This window comes from Loktanella sp. DSM 29012 (genome assembly GCF_900110705.1).
In the GTDB taxonomy this organism is placed as follows: domain Bacteria; phylum Pseudomonadota; class Alphaproteobacteria; order Rhodobacterales; family Rhodobacteraceae; genus Loktanella; species Loktanella gaetbuli.
In genome coordinates this window covers 20,770-45,938 of record NZ_FOEJ01000005.1, presented here as the reverse complement: position 1 = coordinate 45,938, position 25,169 = coordinate 20,770, and the positions used below count along the sequence as shown (strand labels likewise).

Here is a 25,169-nt window from a genome sequence, read left to right as displayed (position 1 = left end):
TGTGGTATGGGATGGGCGATGTTCGTTTTCACTGTCATATTGCAAGAAAAGCCATTGGATCATGTTCATGTCGCAAAGCATCAGACACCCTGAAATCCTCGAAATTGCGCGACGCGACGGCAAGGTGACGGTTGAACACCTGGCGGATCATCTGGGTGTCACATTGCAGACGATCCGGCGGGACCTCAGCGATCTGGCCGACGCGGGCAAACTGGAACGGGTCCACGGCGGCGCGGTGCTGCCATCGGGCACGATCAACATCGCCTATGAGGAACGTCGCCGCCTGAATGCCGAAGGCAAGACCGCGATGGCGCGTGCCTGTGCGGCCATGATCCCCGAGGATTGCGCGATCTTTCTCAACATTGGCACCAGCACCGAGGCGGTCGCAAACGAGTTGTTGCATCATCGCAACCTGCTGGTCGTCACCAACAACATGAACGTGGCCAACATCCTCGCACGCAATCCCGACTGCGAAGTCGTGGTGACCGGCGGTGCGTTGCGCCAGTCGGATGGCGGGCTGACAGGTGACATCACCACTGCCGCGATCCGGAAATTCAAATTCGACTTTGGCGTCATCGGGTGTTCGGCAGTCGATCATGATGGTGATATTCTGGATTTCGACCTGCGTGAGGTCGGCGTCAGTCAGACGATTCTGGGCCAGTCCCGACGCAAGATCCTGCTGGCTGACCATACCAAGTTCAAACGCAAGGCCCCCGCACAGATCGGATCGTTGTCGGGGATCGATGTATTCGTGACGGATGCACCTGTTCCGCCCGGCCTCGCGGCGCGATGCACGGACTGGGGCACGCAGGTTCAGGTCTGTCTGCCGGACACACTGGACACCACGTCGGTCTGACGCCCCGTTTTACCGTGAGCATCCGGCCGCCGCCTGTCGTGGTTGGTGGCATTTCGCGCATGTCGCAGGGCGGCACTGACGCGTGTGAATGCTGGCTTGCTCCGAATCTTAATTCCGTATAGTGGAATATCATTCTACTTATTGGAAGTTCTGGGAGGAGCGACGATGACGAGGACTTTGGCAGCGGCGGCGGTATCGCTGGGTTTGATGGCAACATCGGTAGCCGCGCAGACCACGCTGATCTTGGGTGAGGCGGGTCCGAACCGGGGTGCGCGCGCCGTCGCGACGCAGGCGTTCGCGGATGACGTGACGGCCCGCACGAACGGCGATCTGCAAATTGACATTCAATGGGGCGGTGCCTTGTTCAAGGCCGATGCGGCATTGCAGGGGGTCAGTGACGGTGTGGCTGACCTTGGCACGATCATCGGCGTCTATTTCCCGCAGGAAATGGTGGCCTATGGCATTGCAGATCTGCCGTTGCAGAACGCCGATGCCTGGGTCGGGATGCGTGCGACGGATGCGCTGATGCGCACCGATCCTTCTATTGCCGCCAATCTGGCCGATCAGGATCTGGTCTATCTGGGCACATTCACGACATCCGCCGTCAATATCGGTTGCAAGGACACGGCCATACGGACAGCTGAAGACATCGAAGGTCTGAAGGTGCGTGGGGTCGGTGCCTACGGCAAGGTTTTCAACGATCTGGGGGCCAACATGGTCGCCATGTCGATCTATGACGCCTATCAGGGGCTGGACACCGGGTTGCTGGATTGCTCTCAGGGGTATTCCTACGCCGTGGCCGCGCTGAAGCAGCAGGAGGTCATGACCAGCTACACGCTGATGGACTGGGGTCAGGTCGGTGCGCTGGGCATCTTTATGAACAAGTTCGCCTATGACGCGCTGAGCACGGAACACCAGCAAGCGTTAAATGATGCGGGTGTCGGCATGGCCGATACGCTGGGTCGGCTGATCAATGCTGACAACGACGCCGCAGTGCAGACCATGCAAGAGGCCGGTGTCGAGGTGATCACCCTGGATGCGGCGGAACGCGACAAGCTGGTGGCGCGTGGCGCGCCCTATATCGATACATGGATCGAACAGGCCAATGCCGCAGGTCTGGACGGCGCGGGCATGCTGGATCGCTATCGCACGCTGCTGGCCGAATTCACGGCAGAGCGCGACGCCCAAGGCTACCCCTGGGATCGCTGAAACCAGCCGGCCTGCGGTGCAGACAGGCATCGCGGGCCGCTTCTTTTCTGACAGTTTGAGGACAACAGATGCTGCATCGCATCGAACGGCTGCTGCTTGATCTGGCGTGCTGCGCCGTGGTGGCGCTGGGTGCGCTGATCACGATCAGCGTGGCGCTGCGCGTGACGGTCAATGGGGGTATTCCCGACACCATCGTCATGGTGCGCGAATTGATGGTCATGGCCATCGTGCTGCCGCTGGCCGCTGCTACGACGGCCCGGGCGCATATCGTCGTAGAGTTTCTGTCCAACCGGATGCCACTGCGCACCCAGGGCTGGCTGGTTGTCGTTGGTGGCGTGATGGGGCTGCTGGCCCTGTCTCCGCTGCTCTATGCGGGCTGGAACGAGGCCGCGCATGCGATCACGGGTGGATCGTATTATTTCGGACAGCTGAACCTGCCGAAATGGCCAGGGCGGGTGCTGTTCCTGATCGGCATGTCTTTTTGCTGGCTGCGCCTGTTGTTGCTGGTCATCGGGGATATCCGCACCCTGCGCAGCGGTGGTGTTCCGCAGATGTCCCAAACCACCACCGCCAGCTTTACCGAAGACGGGGACAAGTCATGATCGATGGATCCATCATCGGTATCTGTGCCTTTGCCGCAGTGATTGGCCTGCTGGCCATCCGGGTGCCGATCGCATTCGCACTGGCGGCCATCGGAACGATCGGCACGTTCGTCATCTTTGCCACGCGGACGGGGGCGTTCACGCCGGATCGTGCGGTCAGGCCAACCACCTCGCTGGTGTTTTCAAATTCGTTCGACCTCATCCATTCCTATGATCTGTCGATGATCCCGCTGTTCATCGCGTTGGGTCATATCGCCTATCGCGCCGATATCACGACGCGCATCTACGACGCAGCACGGGTCTGGCTGGCACGCGTGCCGGGGGGGGTCGCAATGGCGTCAGTCGTGGGCTGCGGCGGGTTTTCCGCGATCACGGGGTCATCGATCGCCTGTGCATCCACGATGGGCCGCATCTGTTCGCCCGAGATGCTGCGCATGGGCTATGACAAGAGCCTTGCCACCGCATCGGTGGCCGCTGGCGGTACGCTGGGGTCGCTGATCCCGCCGTCGGTGCTGTTCATCATCTACGGGATTTTTACCGAAACCTCGATCTCTTCACTGTTTTTGGCCGGTATCCTGCCGGGCATTCTGTCGTTGCTGGGCTTTCTGCTGACGATCTTTATCTGGGTAAAACGCAAGCCGGGTGCGGCACCGGCGTTCACAGGCGTGATCACCGGGCGCGACAAGTGGCTAGCGGCCGTCGGCGCATGGCCCGCACTGGCGCTGTTCGGCCTGATCGTCGGTGGGATCTACGGCTGGTTTTTCACCGCGACCGAGGCTGCGGCGATTTGCGTGGCGGCTGCCATCCTGATCGGTTTCGCACAGCGCAAGCTGACGCTGACCGACCTGTGGGAAAGCCTGCGGGAAACCTGCATCCAGACCTCTGCCATTTTCCTGATCGCCGCCTCGGCCAAGATTTTCGTGGCCTTCATCGCGCTGACCGGCGTGGCTCCGGTGATCGTCAATGGTGTCAGCGATGCACAACTGTCGCCCGTCGTGCTGCTGGCCGCAATCGCGCTGATCTACCTTGTGTTGGGGATGTTCCTTGATCCCATCGGGATCATGGTGCTGACTCTGCCCCTGATGGTGCCGCTGGTCGAAAGCTATGGTTTCAACCTGATCTGGTTCGGCGTCGTCGTGATCAAGCTGCTGGAAATCGGCCTGATCACACCGCCTGTGGGCCTGAACGTGTTCGTCATCAGCAACGTGGTCGGCAAGGCCGTGCCAATCGACCGCATCTTTTCGGGGATCACGCGGTTCCTGGCGATCGATGTGCTGGTGCTGATCCTCATCATGTCCTTTCCGATCATTTCGCTTTTGATTCCGAATTCGCTATAGCTTGTCGGGACATAACGAACAGGAGTGACCCGGATGGACGGTGATCTGGAAAAGGACCGGCGCTTTGCCACGACCCTCGCGCGGGGGCTGAGTGTTTTACGGGCCTTCCGGCCATCGGACGACGGGTTGGGCAACGCTGAAATCGCAGACCGGACCGGGCTGCCGAAATCGACGGTGTCGCGCCTGACATTCACGTTGCAGTCGCTGGGTTACCTGACCCACGCGCGGCGCCATGACCGCTACCGTCCCGGTCCCGCCTTGCTGGCGCTGGGCAACATGGCCAGCGCGTCGCTGTCCTTTGTGGACCTGTCGGGGCCACTGATGCAGCGGCTGGCGGATGACACAGGCACCTTGTCGCTGCTGCTGGTGCGGGATGCGGGGCGCATGCTGATCGTCAAAACATGGCGTCCGCGCAATGTCGCCTCGCTCTGGCTTGAGGTGGGGCACCGTCTGCCGTTCCACGGGTCGTCGTCGGGGCACGCGATGTTCGGTGCACTTGGCGATGATGCCTTTGTCGCGACCTTGCAAGAGGCCGTGGGCGACAAGGGGCTGACGGTCCAGCAGGCGCAGACCGACCGGGCCGATGCCCAGAACCAATTGATGACCCAGGGCTACGTGATCACCGATCCCGACAGCTATTTCGCGGCCAACATCCACGCCGTGGCCGTGCCGTTTCATGCGCGTGAACTGGGGGAACCGGTTGTCTTCACCTGTGGTGCCATGCCCGCCGCGCTGAGCGTGGCACGGATGCGCGACGAGGTGGGGCCCAAGCTGGCTGGCACCGTGCGCGATCTGGAACGCATGATGGGGCAAGGTGGGGCGATCGGATCAAGAGATCTGTAATTTATTCCGCATAGCGGAATAACATTTTGCATATTGAAATATTTGACCAGTGCGGTATGCCGGGTGTGAGGACCGGGAGGAGGCACGCGTGACCTACGTCAGTTATGATCTGCAGGACCGCGTGGCGGTTCTCACTGTCGACAATCCGCCGGTGAATGCGCTGGGGCAGGCGGTGCGCCAGGGTCTATGGGACGCCATCACGCGATTTGACGCCGATGACGGCGCAGATGCCGCCGTCATTATCGGTGCAGGCCGTTTGTTCATCGGTGGCGCGGATATCACCGAATTCGGCAAACCGCCTGTGGAACCCTATCTGCCTGATGTCATCAACCGGATCGCGGACAGCCCCAAACCCGTGGTGGCCGCGATTCATGGCACCGCCTTGGGCGGCGGGCTGGAGGTCGCGCTGGGCGCGCACTACCGGATCGCCACGGCGCGCGCGAAACTGGGCCTGCCAGAGGTCACGCTGGGTGTCATGCCGGGTGCCGGTGGCACGCAGCGCATGCCGCGGCTGGTGGGCGCAGAAAACGCGCTGACCTTGATGACGGTTGGTCGGCCCGTGACGGGCGCGCAGGCGCTGGACATGGGGTTTGTGGATGCTTTGGCGGGTGACGATTTGCGCGCGGATGCAATGGCTTATGCGGCAAAGCTTTTGCAGGACGGAGCCGGTCCGCGCCGTGTCAGTGACATGCCGTTTCCGCAGTTCGACGCCGATCTGGTGGATGGCTGGCGCAAGCGTCTGACCCAGTCGGCGCGCGGTCAGGTGGCACCTCTGGCGGTGCTGGATGCCGTTGTGGCTGGCGGAAGGATGCCATTTGCGCAGGCCTTGGCGGCAGAACGCAAGGCATTCCTGTCATTGCTGAAAACACCGCAGCGCGCGGGTCTGATGCACGCATTTTTCGCGGAACGTTCAGTGGCAAAGGTCCCGCAGATCAAGGGTATCGCCCCACGTCCCGTGACCCGTGCCGGTGTTGTCGGCGGCGGCACGATGGGGGCAGGGATCGCCACGGCGATGGTGTTGTCAGGGCTGCACGTCACCCTTGTGGAACGTGACGCGGCCAGTGCTGCACGCGCCCGCGACACCATCACCCGCAACCTGTCCAGCGCCGTGAAACGTGGCAAGCTGACCGAGGCAAGGCGTGATGTGATTCTGTCGGACGCGCTGGCCACAGCAACGGATTACGCCGCGTTGTCAGAGGCCGATCTGGTGGTCGAGGCCGTGTTCGAGGACATGGCCGTCAAGGCCGAGGTTTTCCGCAACCTCGACCGTGTCTGCAAACCGGGCGCGGTCCTTGCCACCAACACGTCCTATCTGGACGTGAACCTGATCGCCCAGGCCACAAATCGCCCGGCGGATGTGATCGGGCTGCATTTCTTTTCACCTGCGCATGTGATGAAGCTGCTGGAAATCGTCATGGCAGATGAAACGGCGGTCGATGTGACGGCTACGGCGTTCCAACTGGCAAAAACGTTGGGCAAGGTCGGCGTGCGCGCAGGTGTTTGCGACGGGTTCATCGGCAACCGGATCTTGTCGCACTACCGCACGGCGGTGGATCACATGGTCCTTGACGGGGCCAGCCCATATGCGATCGACCGCGCGCTGGTGGAATTCGGTTTCGCGATGGGACCGTATCAGGTCGGTGATCTGGCGGGCCTCGACATTGGCTACATGACCCGCCAGCGCAAGGCGGCGCAGGCCCATCCCCGTGACCGCGCGCCGCTATTTGCGGATGCGCTGTATCACGCAGGCTGGCTGGGGCAGAAAACCGGACGTGGATATTACATTTACGACGATGCGACGCCCAAGGGCCGGCCCAATGATGATGTGCCACCGATCATCCGTGATGTGCGTGATAGCCTGCGCCTGAAACCGCGCGAGTTTACCGCCGAACAGATCGTGCGCCGCACCATGGCGGCCATGGTGAACGAGGCTGCCCGCGTGGTGGACGAAGGCATCGCCCAACGCCCCTCTGACGTGGATGTGGTGTTTTTGTCCGGTTATGGTTTTCCCCGTTTCCGTGGTGGGCCCTTGCACCATGCCGATACCGTTGGGCTGGACGTCATCTTGTCGGATATCCGCGATTTTGCGGTTCTGGACGATCATTTCTGGAAACCCGCCCCATTGCTGGAACGTCTTGTTCAGGACGGCCAGACCTTTGCCAGCCTGAATACCTGAGGATTGCCCATGTCATTGCCCGTCATCGTTTCCGTCGCCCGCACCGCCATCGGCAAGGCCGGGCGCGGTGCGTTCAACATGACCCACGGGGCGACGCTGACCGGTCATGTCGCGCGCCACGCCGTCGACAGGGCGGGGATTGATCCTGCGCTGATCGAGGACAGCATCTGGGGGACCGGCTATCCGGAATATGTCACGGGCGGCAATATCGCCCGTCAGGCCGTGATCCGCGCGGGACTGCCCGTCAGTATTGCAGGCACCACGGTCAATCGGTTCTGTGCCAGCGGCTTGCAGGCCATCGCGATGGGCGGTCACATGATCGCCCGGGAAGGCGCGCAGGCCGTGCTGGTCGGCGGGGTCGAAAGCATTTCGATGGTGCAGCCGCCCGCGCGCCATTCGCGCGACGCCTGGATCTTGGACAACAAACCCGACCTCTATATGCCGATGGTCGAAACCGCCGATATCGTGGCGTCCCGCTATGGCATCAGCCGCGCCGATCAGGATGCGCTGGGCCTGCAAAGTCAGCAGCGCACGGCGGCCGCGCAGGATGCAGGACTGTTCGACGATGAAATCGTGCCGATCACCGTGACGATGCAGGTGACGGACAAGGCGACCGGTGAAACATCCGCACGTGAGGTGACGATCGCCAAGGACGAATGCAACCGCCCGACCACAACGCTGGAAGGACTGCAAGGCCTGTCGCCCGTGCGGGGCGACGATCAGTTCATTACCGCCGGGAACGCCTCGCAGCTGTCTGACGGGGCGGCGGCGTTGGTGATGATGGATGCGGGTGCGGCCAGCCGTGCGGGGCTTGCGCCGCTGGGTGCGTTTCGCGGTTTTGCCGTAGCGGGCTGCGAACCCGACGAGATGGGCATTGGTCCGATCTATGCGGTGCCGCGCCTGCTGGAACGCGCGGGCCTGACCGTTGCCGACATTGATCTGTGGGAGCTGAACGAGGCCTTTGCCAGTCAGCTGATCTATTGCCGCGATGTGCTGGGCATCGACAACGACCGTCTGAACGTGAACGGTGGGTCAATCGCGCTGGGTCATCCGTTCGGCATGACAGGCGCGCGCATGACCGGTCATCTGTTGATCGAGGGCCGCCGCCGGGGTGCCAAACTTGGCGTTGTCACCATGTGTATCGGCGGTGGCCAAGGGGCCGCTGGCCTGTTTGAAATCTACTAAGGGGGACCGTCATGGATCTGCATTATACCGACGCCCAGACGGCATTCCGGACTGAGGTTCGCGATTTTCTGGCCGAGCATCTGCCAACCCGTTTGTCTGACAAGGTCCGCAAGGGCCAGTCCTTGACCAAAGCCGACCACGAGGAATGGCACGCGATCCTGAACGCGCGGGGCTGGCTGGCGGGCAACTGGCCGGTTGAACACGGCGGCACCGGCTGGGACGCGGTGCAGCGCCACATCTTCGAGGATGAAATGACCAAGGCGCACGCGCCGCGCATCGTGCCGTTCGGGCTTGCGATGTTGGGGCCGGTGTTGATGGCATTCGGGTCAGAGGATCAGAAATCATACTGGCTGCCGCGTATTCTGAACGGCGACGACTGGTGGTGTCAGGGTTATTCCGAACCGGGGGCCGGGTCTGATCTGGCTGCGGTGCGGACCACTGCGGTGCGTGACGGCGATGATTACATCGTCAATGGTCAGAAAACTTGGACCACGCTGGGCCAGCACGCAAACATGATTTTCTGCCTCGTGCGCACCAGCAACGAAGGCAAGCGGCAAGAAGGCATTTCCTTTTTGCTGATCGACATGAACAGCCCCGGCATCACCGTGCGGCCCATCGTGCTGATCGACGGCGGAGCCGAGGTGAACGAGGTGTTTTTCGACAACGTTCGCGTGCCTGCCGCCAATCTGGTCGGTGCGGAAAACAAGGGCTGGACCTATGCCAAATATCTGCTGACGCATGAACGTACCAACATCGCGGGTGTCGGATTTGCCAGCGCCGGGCTGGAACAGCTGAAACGGATCGCACGGGCTGAACAATCCGGCGGTCAGCCCTTGATCAAGAACCCGCTGTTTGCTGCGCGGATTGCACAGGTGCAGATCGACCTGATGGCCATGGCGACGACCAATCTGCGCGTTGTCAGTGCCGCCGCCGCAGGCCAGGCCCCGGGTGCAGAAAGCTCGATGTTGAAAATCAAGGGCACGCAGGTGCGTCAGGAAATCAACGCGCTGACCATGCAGGCCGTCGGTCCCTATGCCATGCCCTACGTGTCAGAAGCACTTGAGGGCGACAACGACCCCGTCGGTCCCGCCTATGCGCAGGCACGCACACGGCAATATCTGAACAACCGCAAACTGTCGATCTACGGTGGCTCGAACGAGGTGCAGCGGTCGATCATCGCCAAAGCCATTCTGGAATTGTGAGACAGCCATGAACTTTGACCTGACCGAAGAACGCCAGATGTTGCAGGACGGTCTGCGCCGTTACCTGCGTGACCAATACACCCCCGCGCTGCTGTCGCAGATTGCGGACAGTGAAACCGGCTGGTCCGATGCTGTCTGGGCTGGGCTGGCCGAGATTGGCGTGATCGGGGCGCTGTTTACGGAAGACCAGGGCGGTTTCGGCGGGGCGGGTTTCGATATTGCGCTGGTGGCCGAAGAGTTGGGCCGCGTCGGGGCGACCGAACCGCTGATCGACACCGGGCTGCTGGGCGGCGGGTTGATCGCGGCGCTGGGTAATGCGGATCAGCAGGCACTGCTGGAGGAGGTCATCGCAGGCGATCGCCAGATGGCGCTGGCTCATTCTGAGCCCGGCAGCCGCTACGACCTGTCTCGGGTTGCCACCACCGTGACGGACGGCAAACTGTCGGGTCGCAAGGCGGTGGTCGTGAACGGCGGGGCAGCGGACAGTCTGATCGTCAGCGCGCGCAGCAGCGGCGATGTGGCGGATGAGGCTGGGATCAGCCTGTTCATCGTGGACGCGGATGCGCCCGGATTGACCGGGCGCAGCTATCCGTTGACCGGTGGTGGGCACGCAGCGGAAATCACGCTGGACAACACGCCGGGTACGCCACTCGGCGCTGCGGGAGAGGGGTTTCAGGCGCTTGCGCAGGCTCACGCCCGCGCCACGCTGGCGATCAGCGCCGAGGCCGTCGGCCTGATGGACGCGATCCGGACACTGACCACGGACTATCTGAAAACCCGCAAACAATTCGGCCAGCCGATTGGCAAATTTCAGGCACTGCAACACCGCATGGCAGACATGCTGATCGAGATTGAACAGGCCCGCTCCGCCGTCATCAACCTTGCCGGTCACGTCGATGCCGATGCGCTGGTGCGCGATACTCATGTGTCGGCGACCAAAACGCTGGTGGGGCAGGCGGCGCGTCTGGTGGCCGAGGAATCGATCCAGCTGCACGGCGGCATCGGCATGACACAGGAATATGCGCTGGCGCATCTCGCGCGGCGGTTGGTCATGGTCGATCACCGCTTTGGCGACACGCTTTATCATACCGAACGGTTCGTGGCGCTGGCCGTGGCCTGACGCAACCGACCACCGTGGGGAGGCGGTGTTCACATGCAACATGCAGATCGCATCGACGCGCTGATCGCACGGCAGGCGGCGGCAAGTCCGTGCGCCACGGCCATCATCGATCCCGACGGTGCCGTCAGTTTCGCGCAATACGACCGCAATATCGCGGCAGCGGGCGAGTTGCTGGCGCAATCGGGCGTTGGGACTGGCGACCGAGTGCTGATCGTGGCGGAAAATTGCCTCGCGACAGCGGTTTTCATCTATGCCGCCAGCCGGGTCGGCGCAATCGCGGTGCCGGTCAATGCACGCATGACCGCACCGGAAATAGCCCGTGTCACGGATCACGCGCAGCCACGGGTGGTGATCTATACCTCTGGCTGTTCAGCCGAGGCGCTGGCCCACGCGACATCCGCCGTGTCGCAGGACATCGGTTTTGGCCCGTTCCACATAATGCAGTGCAATGCTGGCCCAGCCGAGGCTGAGACCGCTGATGTTGCCGTCATCCTCTACACCACTGGCACGACGGGCGCGCCCAAGGGGGTGATGCTGACGCATGCCAACCTGATCTTTGCGGGTGGGCTGTCGGTGCAGCTACGCAGCATGACGGCGCTGGATCGCATCTACGGCGTGCTGCCGCTGACCCATGTCTTTGGTCTGGCGTCCGTGCTGATCGCCTGCGCGCTGTCCGGTGCGACGTTGCAACTGGAAACCCGGTTCGCCCCGGCCCGGCTGCATGCTGCCTTGACGGGTAGGGTCACAGTGTTTCCGGGCGTGCCGCAAATGCACGCGCTGCTGATGCAATACGCCGCTGATCAAGGTCTGACGCGACTAGAGAACACCGCTTTGCGCTATGTCTCGTCCGGAGCTGCCCCGCTCGATCCCGCGTGGAAGGCCAAGGCCGAAGCCTTTTATGGCCTGCCGCTGCAAAACGGCTATGGCATGACGGAAAGCACCGCTGGCGTCAGCGGCAGTCGCAACGCCATCGGTGACCCCGATACCAGCGCAGGCCGCCCCTTGCCGGGGGTTGATGTCAGAATAGATGCGCCAGCCGGTGTTAATGTGGGCGAGGTGTTGACCCGTGGCCCCCACGTGATGAAGGGCTATTACCGCGCCCCCGATCTGACCGCGCTAACCGTGCAGGATGGCTGGCTGCGCACCGGCGATCTGGGCCAATTGGACGCGGCCGGAAACCTGCATATCGTCGGCCGCGCCAAGGAATTAATCATTCGCGGCGGTTTCAACGTCTACCCGCCAGAGGTGGAGGCCGCACTGAATGACCACGCGGAGGTGATCCAGAGTGCCGTGATCGGTGCGGCCAACACAGTGGGGGACGAGGATATCCTGGCCTTTGTGCAATGTCGGAATCCTGCGACATTTGATACGGTAGCCCTCGGGCACTTTGTAGCCGGGCGATTAAGCGGCTATAAGCGGCCAACACGGATTTTTGCGGTAGATGCACTACCGGCGGCCCCGACGGGCAAGATACTGAAACACAAACTGCTGGACGCCTTTGCGGACCTGCTGATGAAAGAGGGATAAAGACATGGCAAAAGACATGATTGGCATGGGCCCCGACCTGGGCAGCTTTGACTGGAGCGACGCGCTGCTGCTGGAAACCCAGCTGACAGAGGACGAGCGCATGCTGCGCGATGCCGCCCGCGACTTTGCCCAGTCTGAATTGCAACCGCGCGTCACGCAGGCCTACCGGGACGAGGCGGCGGCACCTGAACTGTTCCCGCTGATGGGGCAGGCGGGTCTGCTGGGCTGCACGATCCCCGAAGAATACGGCGGGCTAGGTGCGTCCTATGTCACCTACGGGTTGATCGCACGCGAGGTAGAACGCGTGGACAGCGGCTATCGGTCGATGATGTCGGTGCAATCCTCGCTGGTGATGTATCCGATTCACGCCTACGGGTCCGAAGAGCAGCGCAAGAAATACCTGCCCGGTCTGGTCAGCGGTGAACTGATCGGCTGTTTTGGCCTGACGGAACCTGATGCGGGGTCCGATCCGGGCGGCATGAAAACCACCGCCAGGAAAACCGCCGATGGATATGTGCTGAACGGGTCCAAGATGTGGATTTCCAACGCACCATTTGCGGATGTCTTTGTCGTCTGGGCCAAATCCGAGGCGCATGACGGCAAGATCCGTGGCTTTGTGCTGGAAAAGGGGATGGACGGCCTGTCCGCGCCAAAGATCGGCGGCAAGCTGTCGCTGCGTGCCTCGACCACCGGCGAGATCGTGATGAAGGACGTGGCCGTCGGCGAGGATGCGCTGCTGCCGGGTGTTCAGGGCCTCAAGGGGCCGTTCGGCTGTCTGAACCGTGCGCGATATGGCATCGCCTGGGGCACGATGGGAGCCGCAGAGTTCTGTTTCCACGCCGCCCGGCAATACGGTCTGGATCGTAAGCAATTCGGCAAACCATTGGCGCAGACGCAGCTGTTCCAGAAAAAGCTGGCGGATATGCAAACCGAGATCTCGCTGGGCCTGCAGGCCGCGTTGCAGGTCGGTCGGTTGATGGACACAGGTCAGGCCGCACCCGAAATGATCAGCCTGATCAAACGCAACAACTGCGGCAAGGCGCTGGATATCGCCCGTCACAGCCGCGACATGCACGGCGGCAACGGAATTTCCGACGAATTCCACATCATGCGCCACATGATCAATCTGGAAACCGTCAACACCTACGAGGGCACGCATGACGTTCACGCGCTGATCCTTGGGCGTGCAATGACCGGCTTGCAGGCGTTTTGCTAGGACGCGAGCAGCACTGGGCCGCGCGCCCGGTGCTATTCGCCGCGCGGATATCGTGCGTTTTCCTCGACCTCGTTCAGGTCCATGTGATTGCGCATGAACCTTTCGGACGCCTTTTGCAGTGGCTGGAAATCCCACGGATAGTAGCCGCCCTGGCGCAGGGCCTCGTAGACGACCCATCGGCGGGCCTGGGATTTGCGCACGTCTGCGTCGAACTGGTCCAGGTTCCAGCGCGCATCGGCCATGGCGCGCATATGGTCCATGACGGCCTGCGCTGCGGGATCATCCGCGCGGTTTACCATTTCATGTGGGTCCGTGTTCAGATCAAACAGCTGGTCAGGGTCCAGCGCGCAACGCGTATATTTCCAGCCGTCCTGCACCAATGCGACCATCGGGGCATAGCTGGCCTCTGCTGCGTATTCCATCGCGACTGGCGTGCTGCGCGGGGTGCCATTTGCCACCGGGATCAGGCTTTCGCCTTGGGTCCAGGGCATGACCTCGGCCATGGAAATCCCCGCCAGATCACACAAGGTCGGGCAGACGTCGATATTGGACACGGCGTCAGTGACCAGACCGGCTGTCAGCCCCGGCGCATTGATCATCATCGGCACGCGGGCTGACCCCTCGCGAAAGCTCATCTTGAACCACAGACCGCGTTCGCCCAGCATGTCGCCGTGGTCAGAGACGAACAGGATCACCGCCTCTTGGCGGGTCGCCGCGAGGGCGTCCAGCATCTCTCCAATCTTGTCATCGAGATAAGAGATATTGGCAAAATAGGCCTGACGTGACCGGCGGATGTCGCGGTCCGTGATGTCGAAATCGCGCCAGTTGTTCGCATCGAAAATGCGCTGGCTGTGGGGGTCGTGATCGGCATAGTCAAGTGCTGCAACCTGCGGGTCCAGGTGCGCGCAATCGTTATACAAATCCCAATATTTCTGCCGCGCCACATAGGGGTCATGCGGGTGGGTGAAACTGGCCGTCAGGCACCAGGGCCGTGGGTCCAGTCCGCGCCCGTATTCGCGGATCTTGCGCACCGCGTGATAGGCGACCTCGTCATCGTATTCCATCTGGTTGGTGGTTTCGGCCACGCCGGCCCCGGTGACGGACCCCATGTTGTGATACCACCAGTCGATGCGTTCGCCCGGTTTGCGATAGTCCGGCGTCCAGCCGAAATCGGCGGGGTAGATGTCGGTCGTCGTCCGTTCCTCGAACCCGTGCAACTGGTCAGGACCGACGAAGTGCATCTTGCCCGACAGACACGTCTGATAGCCAGCGCGCCGCAGGTGATGGGCGTAGGTGGGCAAGTCCGACGGAAATTCGGCGGCATTGTCGTAGATGCCTGTCACCGATGGCAACTGGCCCGACATGAACCCACCACGGCCCGGCGCACATAGGGGCGAGGCCGTGTAGCAATTGGCGAACCGTACCGACTGCGCGGCCAAACGTTTCAGGTTCGGCGCGTGCAGCCAATGGGCAGGGCCATCGGGAAACAACGTCCCATTCAGCTGATCAACCATGATGATAAGGATATTGGGATGGGTCACATGCAGTCCTGTTCTGTCGGGTGACGTTACGGCGCTTTGTCCAAACAGCCCGCCGTTCATTTCATTTGTTTGAATCAGTCGTGTGTCAGGGTTGCAATAGAGGACAGGCTATTGTCTTTTACACCTATCATAAAAACGACGCCGATTGTTCTGATCGCGACCGGCGCAAAACAGGGATGTATTCATGAAAAAAGCACTACTGGCTTCTGCCGTCGCATTTGCAGCACCGACCATGGCGCTTGCCGACTGTGGCGAGGTGTCGATCACCGAGATGAACTGGGACAGCTCTGCTGTCGTGACCTATGTGTCGAAATTCCTGATGGAACAGGGCTATGGCTGCACCGTGACGACCGTGCCGTCCGCGACCGTCACATCGCTGGCGTCGGTGTCCGAAACCGGCAAGCCCGACATCGTGACCGAGTTGTGGATCAACGGCACCCCCGCCTATGGCGAGCTGTCCGAGGCCGGTCGCATCGTCACGCTGGGCGATGTGCTGTCCGACGGCGGTGTCGAGGGCTGGTGGGTGCCGACCTATCTGGTCGAGGAACACCCGGAACTGGCCACGCTGGAAGGCGTGAAGGCGAACCCCGAACTGCTGGACAACCGTTTCCACAACTGCCCCGATGGTTGGGGCTGCAAGAACACGAACACCGCGCTGACGCAGGCCGCCGGTCTGGCCGATGACGGCTACGAAATCTTTCAGCACGGGTCCGGTGAGACGATGGCAGCATCCATCGCGGCTGCTTTTGAAAATCAGGAACCTTGGCTGGGCTACTACTGGGCACCGACGTCCGTGCTGGGCAAGTATGACATGACCATGGTCGATCTGGGCGAATACAACGAAGAGATCCACACTTGTAACTCCGACCCGGAGTGTGAAGAGGTCGGCCTGAGCTCTTACCCCGTGGGTCCGGTCAAAACGGTCGTTACAACCACGTTCCAGGACGAAAACCCCGAGATCGCCGAGATGATGTCCAAGGTGTCGTTCACGAACAACCAGATGGGTGAAGTGCTGGCATGGAAAGAGGAAAACAACGCCTCTGCCGAAGAGGCCGCTGTATACTTCATCACCAACAACTCTGACGTCTGGTCGCAGTGGCTGAACGAAGAGGCAGCCACCAATCTGGCCGGCCTGATCCAGTAATCCGAAAATCGGCCCTTGCCTGACGGCAGGGGCCTTTTCATCATGAATGGCAAAGGCCGCGTTACGCTGGCCTTTGCATTTGCGCGAACGGGACGGGTGTTTCATGGCCTTTTACGACAAATTCTTTGAGGCGCTTGGCCTGCAGGACTGGTGTGGCGAAGCCACCGGCGGGCCGATGACGATGGCCGAACTGATGGCGCAGGCCACGGGGGCCGACAACAGCGCCGCCGCCACGCCGCTGATGGATACGCCGTTTCCGTCGCTCGACGTGCTGCACGGGTCCTGCAACACCATTCCGCGCACCCGCGACATGACCGAAGCGGTCGAACAAAGCTTTATCGGGATCAAGGACGAGCTGCGGTTCGTGCTGGACCCCATCACGGCACCGCTGGGTTGGCTTCTGGATCAGGCGCTGGTCTGGTTTCAGGCAACGCCGTGGTTCATCATGATCCCGCTGCTGATGCTGCTGACCTGGTTCACCGCACGGTCCGTCGGGGTGCTGGTGCTGGTGACGTTCTCGTTCCTGTTCATGGCGATGATCGATCATTACGACGCGGCGATTGCGACGCTGTCGATCGTGTTTGTCTGTACGATCTTCTCGGTCGTCCTTGGCGTGCCAATCGGCATCGCCATGTCCAAGAGCAACACAATGCAGCGCCTCACGATACCAATTCTCGACATGCTGCAAACGCTGCCGACCTTTGTCTATCTGATCCCGCTGATTTTCCTGTTCTCCGTGACCGAGAGCAAGCTCTACGGTATCGCGATCATCCTCTACGCCATCGTGCCGGTCATTCGACTGACCGACCTCGGGATCAGGCTGGTGGACAAGGACGTGATCGAGGCCGCCGACGCATTCGGCATGTCCAGCCGACAAAAGCTGACGGGCGTGCAGATTCCGCTAGCCTTGCCCAACATCATGGCCGGCATCAACCAGACCATCATGATGAGCCTCGCCATGGTCGTGATCGCGTCGCTGGTGTCCGCACCGGGGCTGGGCCGTCTGGTGCTGCGCGGCATCAACAATCTGGAACTGGGCGTCGGGCTTGTCGCGGGTTTCTGCATCGTGCTGCTGGCGATCCTGCTGGACCGCGCAACCAAGGCGGCACTGGGCCGCATCAATACGAGCGAGCAGTGAAACCATGACAGAGCAAAAAGACATCAAGGTTTCGATCCGCAACCTCTACAAGATTTTCGGCGACAATCCCAAGGCCGCGCTGGAACACGTCCGCGCGGGGCTGGGCAAACCCGAACTGCTGGAACAGCATCATCACGTGCTGGGCCTGCAGGATATCAACGTCGATATTCGTGCAGGCGAGGTGACGGTCATCATGGGATTGTCGGGATCCGGCAAATCAACGCTTATCCGGCACCTCAATCGCCTGATCGAACCCACCGCCGGCGAAATCATCGTCAACGGCGAGGACGTGCTGTCCTACAACGAGACCAAGCTGCACAGCCTGCGCCAGAACACCATGTCGATGGTATTTCAGAAATTCGCGCTGTTTCCGCATCGCACGGTGTTGGAAAATGCCGGCATGGCGCGCCGCGTGCGCGGTGAAAATGCCGCTGCCGCCGATATTGAGGGCAACAAGTGGCTGGAACGCGTGGGCCTTGACGGTTACGGCGGGCATTATCCGAACCAATTGTCGGGCGGCATGCAGCAGCGTGTCGGCATCGCCCGCGCGCTGGCCTCCGACAGTGAGATCATGCTGATGGACGAGGCATTTTCCGCCCTCGACCCGCTGATCCGCACGGATATGCAGGACCTGCTGCTGGAATTGCAGCGCGAGTTGCACAAGACCATCGTCTTTATCACGCATGATCTGGACGAGGCGCTGAAACTGGCCGATCACCTCGTGATCCTCAAGGACGGCGCAGTCATCCAGCAAGGCGAGCCGCAGGATATCCTGCTGCACCCCAATGATCCCTACATCATGGACTTTATCGCCGACATCAATCGCGCGCGCGTGCTGCGGGTCCGGTCGGTGATGAAGCCGACCACGACCGAAGTGCCGAACATCGCAGGCGAGGTGGACGCCAATTCCAACCTTGAACGCGTGATTGCGATGTCAGAGGGCGACACCAATCTGCATTACCGTGTGATGCAGGACGGCCAACAGGTCGGCCTGCTGCACATGCGCGATCTGGTCCGCGCGCTGGTCCCGGTCGAGGCATCTGATCCGGCGCGTCGCCTCAGTGCTTGAGGCGCATCATAAAAGTCTCAGCGCCTGACGCGCAATATCGCGTTGCCCGACGTTCTGCGCTGATGCATTCTACGCCCGAGGGTGGAGGACAATCAGTGAAGAAACGGATGTTGGGCGCAGGTGCGGTGACGATGCTTGCCGGTGCGGTCTGGGCTGCCGATACGGTGTTGCCGCCTGCGATCACGAATGCCGATTACGCGCCGGTGGATCCTGCGCAGGCTGAACTGGGTCAATTGCTGTTTTACGATCCGATCCTGTCGGGCAGCGATCAGGTCGCCTGCGCCACCTGCCATCATCCCAAATTCGGCACCGGCGACGGGCTGTCATTGGGGCTGGGCGACGGGGCAATGGGCCTTGGTCCGGACAGGCGCGCGGACCCTGACAATCTGCCCGAACAACGCATCCCGCGCAACGCGCCCGCGCTGTTCAATCTGGGTGCCCATGAATTCACGACCCTGTTCCATGACGGGCGCATCGCCGTGGACGACAGCCGCCCCGGCGGGCTGCGCACGCCACTGGCCGAGGACATGGCCAGCGGTTTCGCCTCCTTGCTGTCGGCACAAACGATGTTCCCGGTGCTCAGCCCGGACGAAATGGCGGGACACTATCAGGAAAACCCGATCGCCTTGGCGGTACGGCAGGGGCGGCTGACCGGTCCGGACGGGGCCTGGGATCTGATCTCGCGCAAGGTGGCGGCGGTGCCCGCCTATACGGAAATGTTTATCGCGGCCTTTGACGATATCGAAACGTCCGATGACATCGGTTTCACCGATATCTCTGATGCCGTCGCGGCCTTCATGGCGCTGGAATGGCGGTCCGACACAGCGCCATTCGACGCGGTGTTGCGTGGCGAGGCCAGACTGACGGGCGCGGCACAGCAGGGAATGGATCTGTTCTACGGGGCGGCGGGCTGCGCGGATTGCCACAGCGGCCCGTTTCTGACGGACCATGATTTCCACGCCATGGGGGTTCCGCAGATCGGACCGGGCAAGGGGGCACGGTTCGAGACGCGCTATGACGACCGGGGCCGTGCCGAGGTGACGGGCAACCCCGATGACCTCTATGCGTTCCGGACACCCAGCCTGCGCAACATTGCACTGACCGCACCTTATGGTCACGCGGGCAGCCATGCGACCCTGGCGGGTTTCATTGCCGATCACGCAGATCCGGTGGCGGCGCTGGCACGCTATGATTTGGGGCAGGCGGCCCTGCCTGACCTGCCGGTAGCGGATGCGCGCGCGCTGCAGGATACCGAACAATTGAGCGCCATCGTGGCGGCCGTCACGGTCGCGCCGGTCGCACTATCCGATACTGACATCGCGGCACTGGTCGCGTTTCTGGACACGCTGACCGATCCTGTGGCGATAGACGGGCGGTTGGGCGTACCGGACAGCGTCCCGTCGGGTCTGCCTGTTCCGAACTGACCAAGCGGTGCGCCGGTGGCGACCGTGGGTGCCTCCGGCGGGAGTATTTTTGGCAAGATGATACAGGGCTTGGCACCGAGTCGCTGACCTGCGGGGCGGGTCAGGGGCGCTGGATGCTGTGGATGCGGTCAGCGGCATAAGTTGCGCGTGACGTGGTGCCATCGGTCCAGGTGATCGTGACGTCGGCCTGCCTGGCAGGGCCAAGCCCTACGTGCAGCGGCAGGGCCTGTCCGCCGGCGTGCCCGCCGCCAATCCGCAGTTCCTTGATCTGGGTGCCCTGGTATGTCGTCACGCTGACCCGCGCGCCGATTGCATTGCGGTTGCCGCCGGGCTGGCTGAGTGACAATCCGATCCAGTGGCCCGCCTGCTGCGTCGCGTTCTGGAACAGCAGGATATTGGCCCGTCTGTTGACGACCACCAGGTCCAGCAGACCGTCACCGTCGAAATCCGCCAGCGCTGCGCCACGTGCCCGCGCGGTATCGGCGACACCTGCCGCTTCGGCTGTCTCGGCAAAGCTGCCGTCCGGTTTCTGGATCAGCATGTTGTTGGGGTCGGCCATTGCATTGGTCGGCATCTGGTCGACATTGCCCTTGGCAATGAACAGATCGGGGCGCGCATCATTGTTCACGTCGCCGAATTCCGCGTGCCAGCCCGTCGAGGGGCGGCCGTCGTCACCGATGAACGGGCGCTGCGCATAGGTGCCCAGCCCGAACGGCGCGCGCGTGTAGGTGCCATCTGGCTGCGCCAGTTGCATCAATTGGTCCCCCATGGAGGTCAGCATCACCTCGTCGCGGCCGTCGCCTGTCAGATCGGCACTGGCGATTCCCATGCCCCAGAGCGAAACATCCTCCCAGCCGTCGGCCTGGCCCAGGAACCGGCGGTCCGCGATGTCCCACATCTGTTCGTAACCGGTCCGGACGTAATAATGCCGGTCGTTGGAGATTCGCAGCGCCATGCGGCCACGCGCGTCGGTGGCGGCCAGCATCGACAGGGCGCAAAACCCGGGATCAAGGGTATCCGCCCGGTAGCCTTCGGGTGTCGGGCGCAGGATCGTGTTGGTGTCGCAGGCCTCGAACGGGCCGTCGGGATCTGCGCGATCAACATAGTGGCCCACTGCCATGACCGGGCGGTTGTCGTCCTCCCACCAGGCAGTAAAGGCGGTTGTCCATTGATCGGTCTGCGGCAGGCCCCACAGGTCCGTGGCATCGGTGAAGGCGCAATCGGGACCACCGCGCAGGGCCACGTCGGGACCCACGCGCATCACATAGAGATCCATGTGGCCATCGGCGTCGATATCCAGCGGATAGGCCCCCGTGACGCCGCTCAGCTTGGGCAGGGGCATCGGCGCAAACTGCATATCACCTGTATTGCGCCACAGGGCCGCGGGATTGTTGCCGCCTGCGGCAAAGATATCGGGCCGCGCGTCGCCGTCGCAATCCATGACCGCCACGCCACCGCCGACGAAATGTTCCCAGCCGCCGTCATAGACATGATCGCCCAGCCTGTCCGAGACGTCTGTGAAACTGACCTGCGCTGCGGCAGGCGCCGCCCAGACCATCAGGATCAACGCCCGGATCATGCCGACAACAGCCTGTCGGTCAGCGCCGACAGCGCCAGCGCCGCAGCACCGCGCGCCCAGACCAGATCATCCCAGACATGGGTCACAATCTGGCAATGCGACCGGCCTTCGGTCAGGGTCAGGGTTTCCATGTCGGTCACAACATCCTGTGAAAAAAGGTAATTATAGCGTATCCGTTCCCCCGCGAGGATCACGAGCGCGGGATCGAACAGCTGGACCACATTGGCCAGCCCAACCGCCAGATAGCGCCCCGCACGGTCAAAGATCGTGCGCGCCGCCAGATTACCCGCCTGCGCCTGCGCATAGAGCCGTTCGATCAGATGTCCGGGGTCTGTCGTGGGGTCCGTGTCGTTCAATGCGGTCGCGGCCTCGCGGGCCAGTGCATAATCCGCCAGATAGGCCTCGAGGCAGCCACGCTGACCACAGCGGCACAGCGCACCGTCCAGCGCAACCTTGGTGTGGCCCAGCTCCAGACCCATGCCGCGGCTGCCGCGGAACAGGCGGTTGTTCAGCACCAGTCCCATGCCGACACCATGTTCGATGGTGACGACCGCAAAATCGGGGCGATTGCGTCCCTGACCGAACCACAGTTCTGCCAGCGTCAGCACATTCGCATCGTTATCCAGCGTGACGGGCACGCCGAAACGGGCGCGCGCCAGCTGTGCCAGCGGTATGTCGACGCCCCATAGCAAGGGCGACCAAGGCACGATACCGGTTTCATGATCGACGATCCCGGACAGGCCCAGCCCGATCCCGGAAATGTCCGCCATGGTCAAACCCGAACGCGCGATCAGGTCCGAAATCAGATCGGCCAGTTCCGCGATCAGGTCATCGGGTGTCTTGCGGCTGCGGGCGCTGGGTCTGCTGATGTCGGCACGTGTGATCCCGGCAAAATCGGTCAGGACCGCGGACAGGCTGGCATCGGCGATCTTGACACCGACGACACAGGCAAAGCCGGGGACAACGGACAGGGCGACAGGTGGGCGTCCGCGACCCTGTTCACGGGCGGGAGCCGTGCATTCTGTCAGCAGACCCAGCTGGATCAGGTCGGCAGTGATCGCTGTCACCGACCCGGCAGAAACGTCGAGACCGCGCGCGATGTCTGCCCGAGACGTCTGCCCGACGGCGCGCACATGGGCAAAGACCTGCTGGCGCAGGGACAGGGTTTGACCGTCCTGCGTTCCGACGAGTGGTCCACACCCCGGCACCGCGCTGATGTCGGGCGCTACCGCATCCATTTCTTTACCTCCCGAAGTAAATAATCGCCGCAAGCAGCCATTATTCGTATCGCACGGCCCTCCACTGCCGTGCATGCAACGCATTACGCAGATTGGCGACGGTTATGGCAAGAATATTTCACGCGTCAGCGTAATTTATTTTGACAACTGAAATAAAGCTGGCATGCTCTTGTGCACCGGGGGAGATCCCGAATCCGCGCGTTGCGCGGCACAACCGTCTGGGAGGACACAATGAACAAGTCAATTATCGCCGCCGTCATCGCGACGGTCGGTTTCAGTTCTGCCGCGCTGGCCGAAAGCCACAGCGTCACTGTTGGCGTGAGCTGGTCCAACTTTCAGGAAGAGCGCTGGAAAACCGACGAAGCAGCCATTCAGGCCGCACTGGAAGCGGCTGGCGCAAGCTATATTTCCGCCGACGCACAGGCCTCTGCGGCCAAGCAGCTGACCGATATCGAAGCCCTGATCGCACAGGGTGCTGACGCGCTGATCATCCTTGCGATGGACAAGGACGCAATCGGGCCGGCAATCGACCAGGCCGCTGCCGAAGGCATCCCCGTTGTCGGTTACGACCGTCTGATCGAGGACGAGCGTGCGTTCTACCTGACCTTTGACAACAAGGGTGTCGGCACGATCATCGCCGAAACCGTGTCCGCCGCGGCTCCCGAAGGCAACTATGCGATTATCAAGGGCGATCCCGGTGATCCCAACGCGCTGTTCCTGCTGGAAGGCATGATGGAAGTGTTGCAGCCGATGATCGACAGCGGTGCCGTCACCATCGCGGGCGAGGCATTCACCGACGGCTGGAAGCCCGAGAATGCACAGCGCAACATGGAGCAGATCCTGACATCCAACGACAACAACATCGACGCCGTGCTGTCACAGAACGACGGTATGGCCGGTGGTGCGATTGCAGCACTTGCAGCGCAGGGTCTGGACGTGCCGGTCGGTGGCCAGGACGGCGATCTTGCTGCGCTGAACCGCGTCGCACGTGGCACGCAGACTGTGTCCGTCTGGAAAAACAGCCGGGATCTGGGTGGTCGCGCCGCTGATATCGCTGTCGCACTGGCCAGTGGCACCGCACTGGACGCCGTGCCCGAGGCACAAAAGTGGGCCGGTGGCGAAAACGGTGTGGAGATGAACGCCATCTTCCTCGCACCGACACCGATCACGGCCGACAACCTGAACCTCGCGATCGACGCAGGCCACATCTCGAAAGAGCAGGCATGTGAAGGCGCGATGGAAACCGTCGCAGCCTGCCAGTAAGGCAGACGACACTCCGGCGCGGGCATTCCCCGCGCCGGATACCCGCATGGGCGCGGTGCTGCCGCGATCATGTATGCCTGCATATACCGCTGCGCCTTTGCGCCGGTTGCAGGTCATTAATTTACAGCTCAGATTACACGCGCAGGACAGAACATGACTGACAGCACTGCCTCGACGCCCGCGTCGCCTTCGAACCCACCGCCCGGCACTGACCGATCGGGCGCCTGGTCCCGGTTTCTGACCGCGACCGAGCTGGACACGCGGCTGATCGGCATGGTGGCCGCGCTGGCTCTGATCTGGGTCGGTTTCCACATGTACGGGGCCATCGTGAACAACTTTGGCGCGTTTCTGACGCCGCGCAACCTGTGGAACCTCAGCGTGCAGACGTCGAGCATCGGGATCATGGCGACGGGCATGGTGCTGGTCATCATCACCCGCCACATCGACCTGTCGGTCGGGTCCATCCTGGGGTTCTGCGCCATCGTGATGGGCATGTTGCAGGTCTATATCCTGCCGCCGATCCTGGGGCTGGGCCATCCGCTGATCTGGATCATCGCAGTGCTGGCGGGGATTCTGAGTGGTGCGATCATCGGCGCATTCCAGGGGTCGCTGATCGCCTATGGTGCCATTCCTGCGTTCATCGTGACGCTGGGTGGTCTGCTGGTCTGGCGTGGTGCGGCATTCCTGATCGCACGCGGCGAGACGATTTCCCCAGTGGACAGCACCTTTGCCCTGCTGGGCGGCGGGCCTTATGGCGCGGTCGGTGCCACGGGCAGCTGGATCGTGGGTCTGATCGTCTGTGGCGGCATCATTTTTGGCGTGCTGAACGGCCGACGTCAGCGGACCAAGTTCCAGTTCAAGCAGCGTCCGGTCTGGGCTGACAGCTTTTTGGCGTTGCTGGGCTGCGGCGCGACGATCGGTGCGGTGATCCTGGTCAATTCGTACTACTGGCCACGTGGCATCGTGAACCAATGGGCGGCGGCCAATGATGTGGTCGTGCCGGAAACCGGCCTGCAGATCAGCTACGGTTTCGCGATCCCCGTGCTGATCCTTGCGGTCGTGGCGGTGGGCATGAATTTCCTGCTGACCCGCACGCGTTTCGGGCGCTACGTCTTTGCCATCGGTGGCAACCCCGAGGCGGCAGCCCTTGCCGGCATCGACACCAAATGGATGACGGTCAAGATTTTCGCGATCATGGGCGGTCTGGCCGGTCTGGCCTCTGTCGTGGCGTCGGCGCGTCTGAATTCCGCCACCAACGCGCTGGGCACCCTGGACGAGCTCTACGTTATCGCCGCTGCCGTGATCGGTGGCACATCGCTTGCAGGGGGCGTCGGCACGATCTTTGGCGCGATCCTGGGGGCGCTGGTGATGCAGTCGCTGCAATCGGGCATGGTGCTGATCGGCTTTGACGCCGGCATGCAGCAGGTCGTCGTGGGTTCCGTGCTGGTGCTGGCCGTGTTCCTCGACATTCTCTACCGTCGCAAGTCAAAGTAAGGGTCT

The 25,169-nt window shown here is 62.2% G+C and carries 20 protein-coding genes; 17 read left to right on the top strand and 3 right to left on the bottom strand.

Features of this window, described 5'->3' with window-relative positions; translation table 11 throughout:
* The first annotated feature begins 67 nt into the window (after positions 1–67).
* From BMX27_RS11940 to BMX27_RS11890, 11 genes are all read left to right on the top strand, one after another.
* Positions 68–856: a DeoR/GlpR family DNA-binding transcription regulator gene (locus BMX27_RS11940; RefSeq protein WP_090160423.1), complete on the top strand. Its 789-nt coding sequence runs from the start codon at positions 68–70 to the stop codon at positions 854–856.
* Positions 857–1,021: 165 nt separating this feature from the next.
* Positions 1,022–2,065, top strand: coding sequence for a C4-dicarboxylate TRAP transporter substrate-binding protein (locus tag BMX27_RS11935; protein ID WP_090160064.1), 1,044 nt, complete (start codon positions 1,022–1,024; stop codon positions 2,063–2,065).
* 68 nt (positions 2,066–2,133) lie between these two features.
* Positions 2,134–2,667, top strand: a complete 534-nt coding sequence (locus BMX27_RS11930; RefSeq protein WP_090160063.1) for a TRAP transporter small permease — start codon at positions 2,134–2,136, stop codon at positions 2,665–2,667.
* Entirely contained in the window at positions 2,667–4,004 is a 1,338-nt protein-coding gene (locus BMX27_RS11925) for a TRAP transporter large permease (RefSeq protein ID WP_090160422.1), read from the top strand. Before BMX27_RS11930 ends, BMX27_RS11925 begins: the two co-directional genes overlap by 1 nt.
* A gap of 33 nt (positions 4,005–4,037) precedes the next feature.
* Positions 4,038–4,847 (top strand): IclR family transcriptional regulator, encoded by an 810-nt coding sequence (locus tag BMX27_RS11920; RefSeq protein ID WP_090160062.1) that lies wholly within the window; start codon positions 4,038–4,040, stop codon positions 4,845–4,847.
* An 88-nt stretch (positions 4,848–4,935) separates the two neighbouring features.
* A complete protein-coding gene (locus BMX27_RS11915) occupies positions 4,936–7,023 on the top strand; it encodes a 3-hydroxyacyl-CoA dehydrogenase NAD-binding domain-containing protein (RefSeq protein ID WP_090160061.1) in 2,088 nt (695 codons plus the stop codon).
* A 9-nt stretch (positions 7,024–7,032) separates the two neighbouring features.
* Positions 7,033–8,208, top strand: a complete 1,176-nt coding sequence (locus tag BMX27_RS11910; RefSeq protein ID WP_090160060.1) for an acetyl-CoA C-acyltransferase — start codon at positions 7,033–7,035, stop codon at positions 8,206–8,208.
* 11 nt (positions 8,209–8,219) lie between these two features.
* Positions 8,220–9,410, top strand: coding sequence for an acyl-CoA dehydrogenase family protein (locus tag BMX27_RS11905; protein ID WP_090160059.1), 1,191 nt, complete (start codon positions 8,220–8,222; stop codon positions 9,408–9,410).
* A gap of 7 nt (positions 9,411–9,417) precedes the next feature.
* Positions 9,418–10,530 (top strand): acyl-CoA dehydrogenase family protein, encoded by a 1,113-nt coding sequence (locus BMX27_RS11900; RefSeq protein ID WP_090160058.1) that lies wholly within the window; start codon positions 9,418–9,420, stop codon positions 10,528–10,530.
* 33 nt (positions 10,531–10,563) lie between these two features.
* On the top strand, positions 10,564–12,057 hold the full coding sequence (locus BMX27_RS11895) for a class I adenylate-forming enzyme family protein (RefSeq protein ID WP_090160057.1): 1,494 nt from the start codon (positions 10,564–10,566) through the stop codon (positions 12,055–12,057).
* Between the two features lie 4 nt (positions 12,058–12,061).
* On the top strand, positions 12,062–13,273 hold the full coding sequence (locus BMX27_RS11890) for an acyl-CoA dehydrogenase (RefSeq protein WP_090160056.1): 1,212 nt from the start codon (positions 12,062–12,064) through the stop codon (positions 13,271–13,273).
* A 32-nt stretch (positions 13,274–13,305) separates the two neighbouring features.
* Here BMX27_RS11890 and betC read toward each other — a convergent pair whose 3' ends face one another.
* The gene (betC, locus tag BMX27_RS11885; RefSeq protein WP_090160421.1) at positions 13,306–14,814 is read right to left on the bottom strand and encodes a choline-sulfatase; all 1,509 of its coding nucleotides are present in this window, start codon (positions 14,812–14,814) and stop codon (positions 13,306–13,308) included.
* Between the two features lie 184 nt (positions 14,815–14,998).
* Between betC and BMX27_RS11880 the strand changes: the two genes are divergently transcribed.
* The 4 genes from BMX27_RS11880 (at position 14,999) to BMX27_RS11865 (ending at position 19,589) form a co-directional block, all read left to right on the top strand.
* Positions 14,999–15,958, top strand: coding sequence for an ABC transporter substrate-binding protein (locus tag BMX27_RS11880; protein WP_090160055.1), 960 nt, complete (start codon positions 14,999–15,001; stop codon positions 15,956–15,958).
* A gap of 103 nt (positions 15,959–16,061) precedes the next feature.
* Positions 16,062–17,096, top strand: a complete 1,035-nt coding sequence (locus BMX27_RS11875) for an ABC transporter permease (RefSeq protein WP_090160054.1) — start codon at positions 16,062–16,064, stop codon at positions 17,094–17,096.
* Positions 17,097–17,100: 4 nt separating this feature from the next.
* On the top strand, positions 17,101–18,165 hold the full coding sequence (locus BMX27_RS11870; protein WP_090160053.1) for a quaternary amine ABC transporter ATP-binding protein: 1,065 nt from the start codon (positions 17,101–17,103) through the stop codon (positions 18,163–18,165).
* Between the two features lie 107 nt (positions 18,166–18,272).
* On the top strand, positions 18,273–19,589 hold the full coding sequence (locus BMX27_RS11865; RefSeq protein ID WP_090160420.1) for a cytochrome-c peroxidase: 1,317 nt from the start codon (positions 18,273–18,275) through the stop codon (positions 19,587–19,589).
* A 100-nt stretch (positions 19,590–19,689) separates the two neighbouring features.
* Here BMX27_RS11865 and BMX27_RS11860 read toward each other — a convergent pair whose 3' ends face one another.
* Complete coding sequence (locus tag BMX27_RS11860) at positions 19,690–21,168, bottom strand: CRTAC1 family protein (protein WP_090160052.1); 1,479 nt, start codon at positions 21,166–21,168, stop codon at positions 19,690–19,692.
* Positions 21,165–22,406, bottom strand: coding sequence for an ROK family protein (locus tag BMX27_RS11855; protein ID WP_090160051.1), 1,242 nt, complete (start codon positions 22,404–22,406; stop codon positions 21,165–21,167). Before BMX27_RS11855 ends, BMX27_RS11860 begins: the two co-directional genes overlap by 4 nt.
* Before the next feature lie 231 nt (positions 22,407–22,637).
* Between BMX27_RS11855 and BMX27_RS11850 the strand changes: the two genes are divergently transcribed.
* Positions 22,638–23,669, top strand: coding sequence for a substrate-binding domain-containing protein (locus BMX27_RS11850; RefSeq protein WP_090160050.1), 1,032 nt, complete (start codon positions 22,638–22,640; stop codon positions 23,667–23,669).
* A gap of 153 nt (positions 23,670–23,822) precedes the next feature.
* Positions 23,823–25,163: a sugar ABC transporter permease gene (locus BMX27_RS11845; RefSeq protein ID WP_090160049.1), complete on the top strand. Its 1,341-nt coding sequence runs from the start codon at positions 23,823–23,825 to the stop codon at positions 25,161–25,163.
* Positions 25,164–25,169: the final 6 nt, after the last annotated feature.

Bases quoted from the DNA above. Each gene is read 5' to 3' on its own strand.
- BMX27_RS11940 (WP_090160423.1), top strand. From the start codon at position 68: ATGTCGCAAAGCATCAGACACCCTGAAATCCTCGAAATTGCGCGACGC.
- BMX27_RS11935 (WP_090160064.1), top strand. From the start codon at position 1,022: ATGACGAGGACTTTGGCAGCGGCGGCGGTATCGCTGGGTTTGATGGCA.
- BMX27_RS11930 (WP_090160063.1), top strand. From the start codon at position 2,134: ATGCTGCATCGCATCGAACGGCTGCTGCTTGATCTGGCGTGCTGCGCC.
- BMX27_RS11920 (WP_090160062.1), top strand. From the start codon at position 4,038: ATGGACGGTGATCTGGAAAAGGACCGGCGCTTTGCCACGACCCTCGCG.
- BMX27_RS11910 (WP_090160060.1), top strand. From the start codon at position 7,033: ATGTCATTGCCCGTCATCGTTTCCGTCGCCCGCACCGCCATCGGCAAG.
- BMX27_RS11905 (WP_090160059.1), top strand. From the start codon at position 8,220: ATGGATCTGCATTATACCGACGCCCAGACGGCATTCCGGACTGAGGTT.
- BMX27_RS11900 (WP_090160058.1), top strand. From the start codon at position 9,418: ATGAACTTTGACCTGACCGAAGAACGCCAGATGTTGCAGGACGGTCTG.
- BMX27_RS11895 (WP_090160057.1), top strand. From the start codon at position 10,564: ATGCAACATGCAGATCGCATCGACGCGCTGATCGCACGGCAGGCGGCG.
- BMX27_RS11890 (WP_090160056.1), top strand. From the start codon at position 12,062: ATGGCAAAAGACATGATTGGCATGGGCCCCGACCTGGGCAGCTTTGAC.
- BMX27_RS11880 (WP_090160055.1), top strand. From the start codon at position 14,999: ATGAAAAAAGCACTACTGGCTTCTGCCGTCGCATTTGCAGCACCGACC.
- BMX27_RS11875 (WP_090160054.1), top strand. From the start codon at position 16,062: ATGGCCTTTTACGACAAATTCTTTGAGGCGCTTGGCCTGCAGGACTGG.
- BMX27_RS11870 (WP_090160053.1), top strand. From the start codon at position 17,101: ATGACAGAGCAAAAAGACATCAAGGTTTCGATCCGCAACCTCTACAAG.
- BMX27_RS11865 (WP_090160420.1), top strand. From the start codon at position 18,273: ATGTTGGGCGCAGGTGCGGTGACGATGCTTGCCGGTGCGGTCTGGGCT.
- BMX27_RS11860 (WP_090160052.1), bottom strand. From the start codon at position 21,168: ATGATCCGGGCGTTGATCCTGATGGTCTGGGCGGCGCCTGCCGCAGCG.
- BMX27_RS11855 (WP_090160051.1), bottom strand. From the start codon at position 22,406: ATGGATGCGGTAGCGCCCGACATCAGCGCGGTGCCGGGGTGTGGACCA.
- BMX27_RS11850 (WP_090160050.1), top strand. From the start codon at position 22,638: ATGAACAAGTCAATTATCGCCGCCGTCATCGCGACGGTCGGTTTCAGT.
- BMX27_RS11845 (WP_090160049.1), top strand. From the start codon at position 23,823: ATGACTGACAGCACTGCCTCGACGCCCGCGTCGCCTTCGAACCCACCG.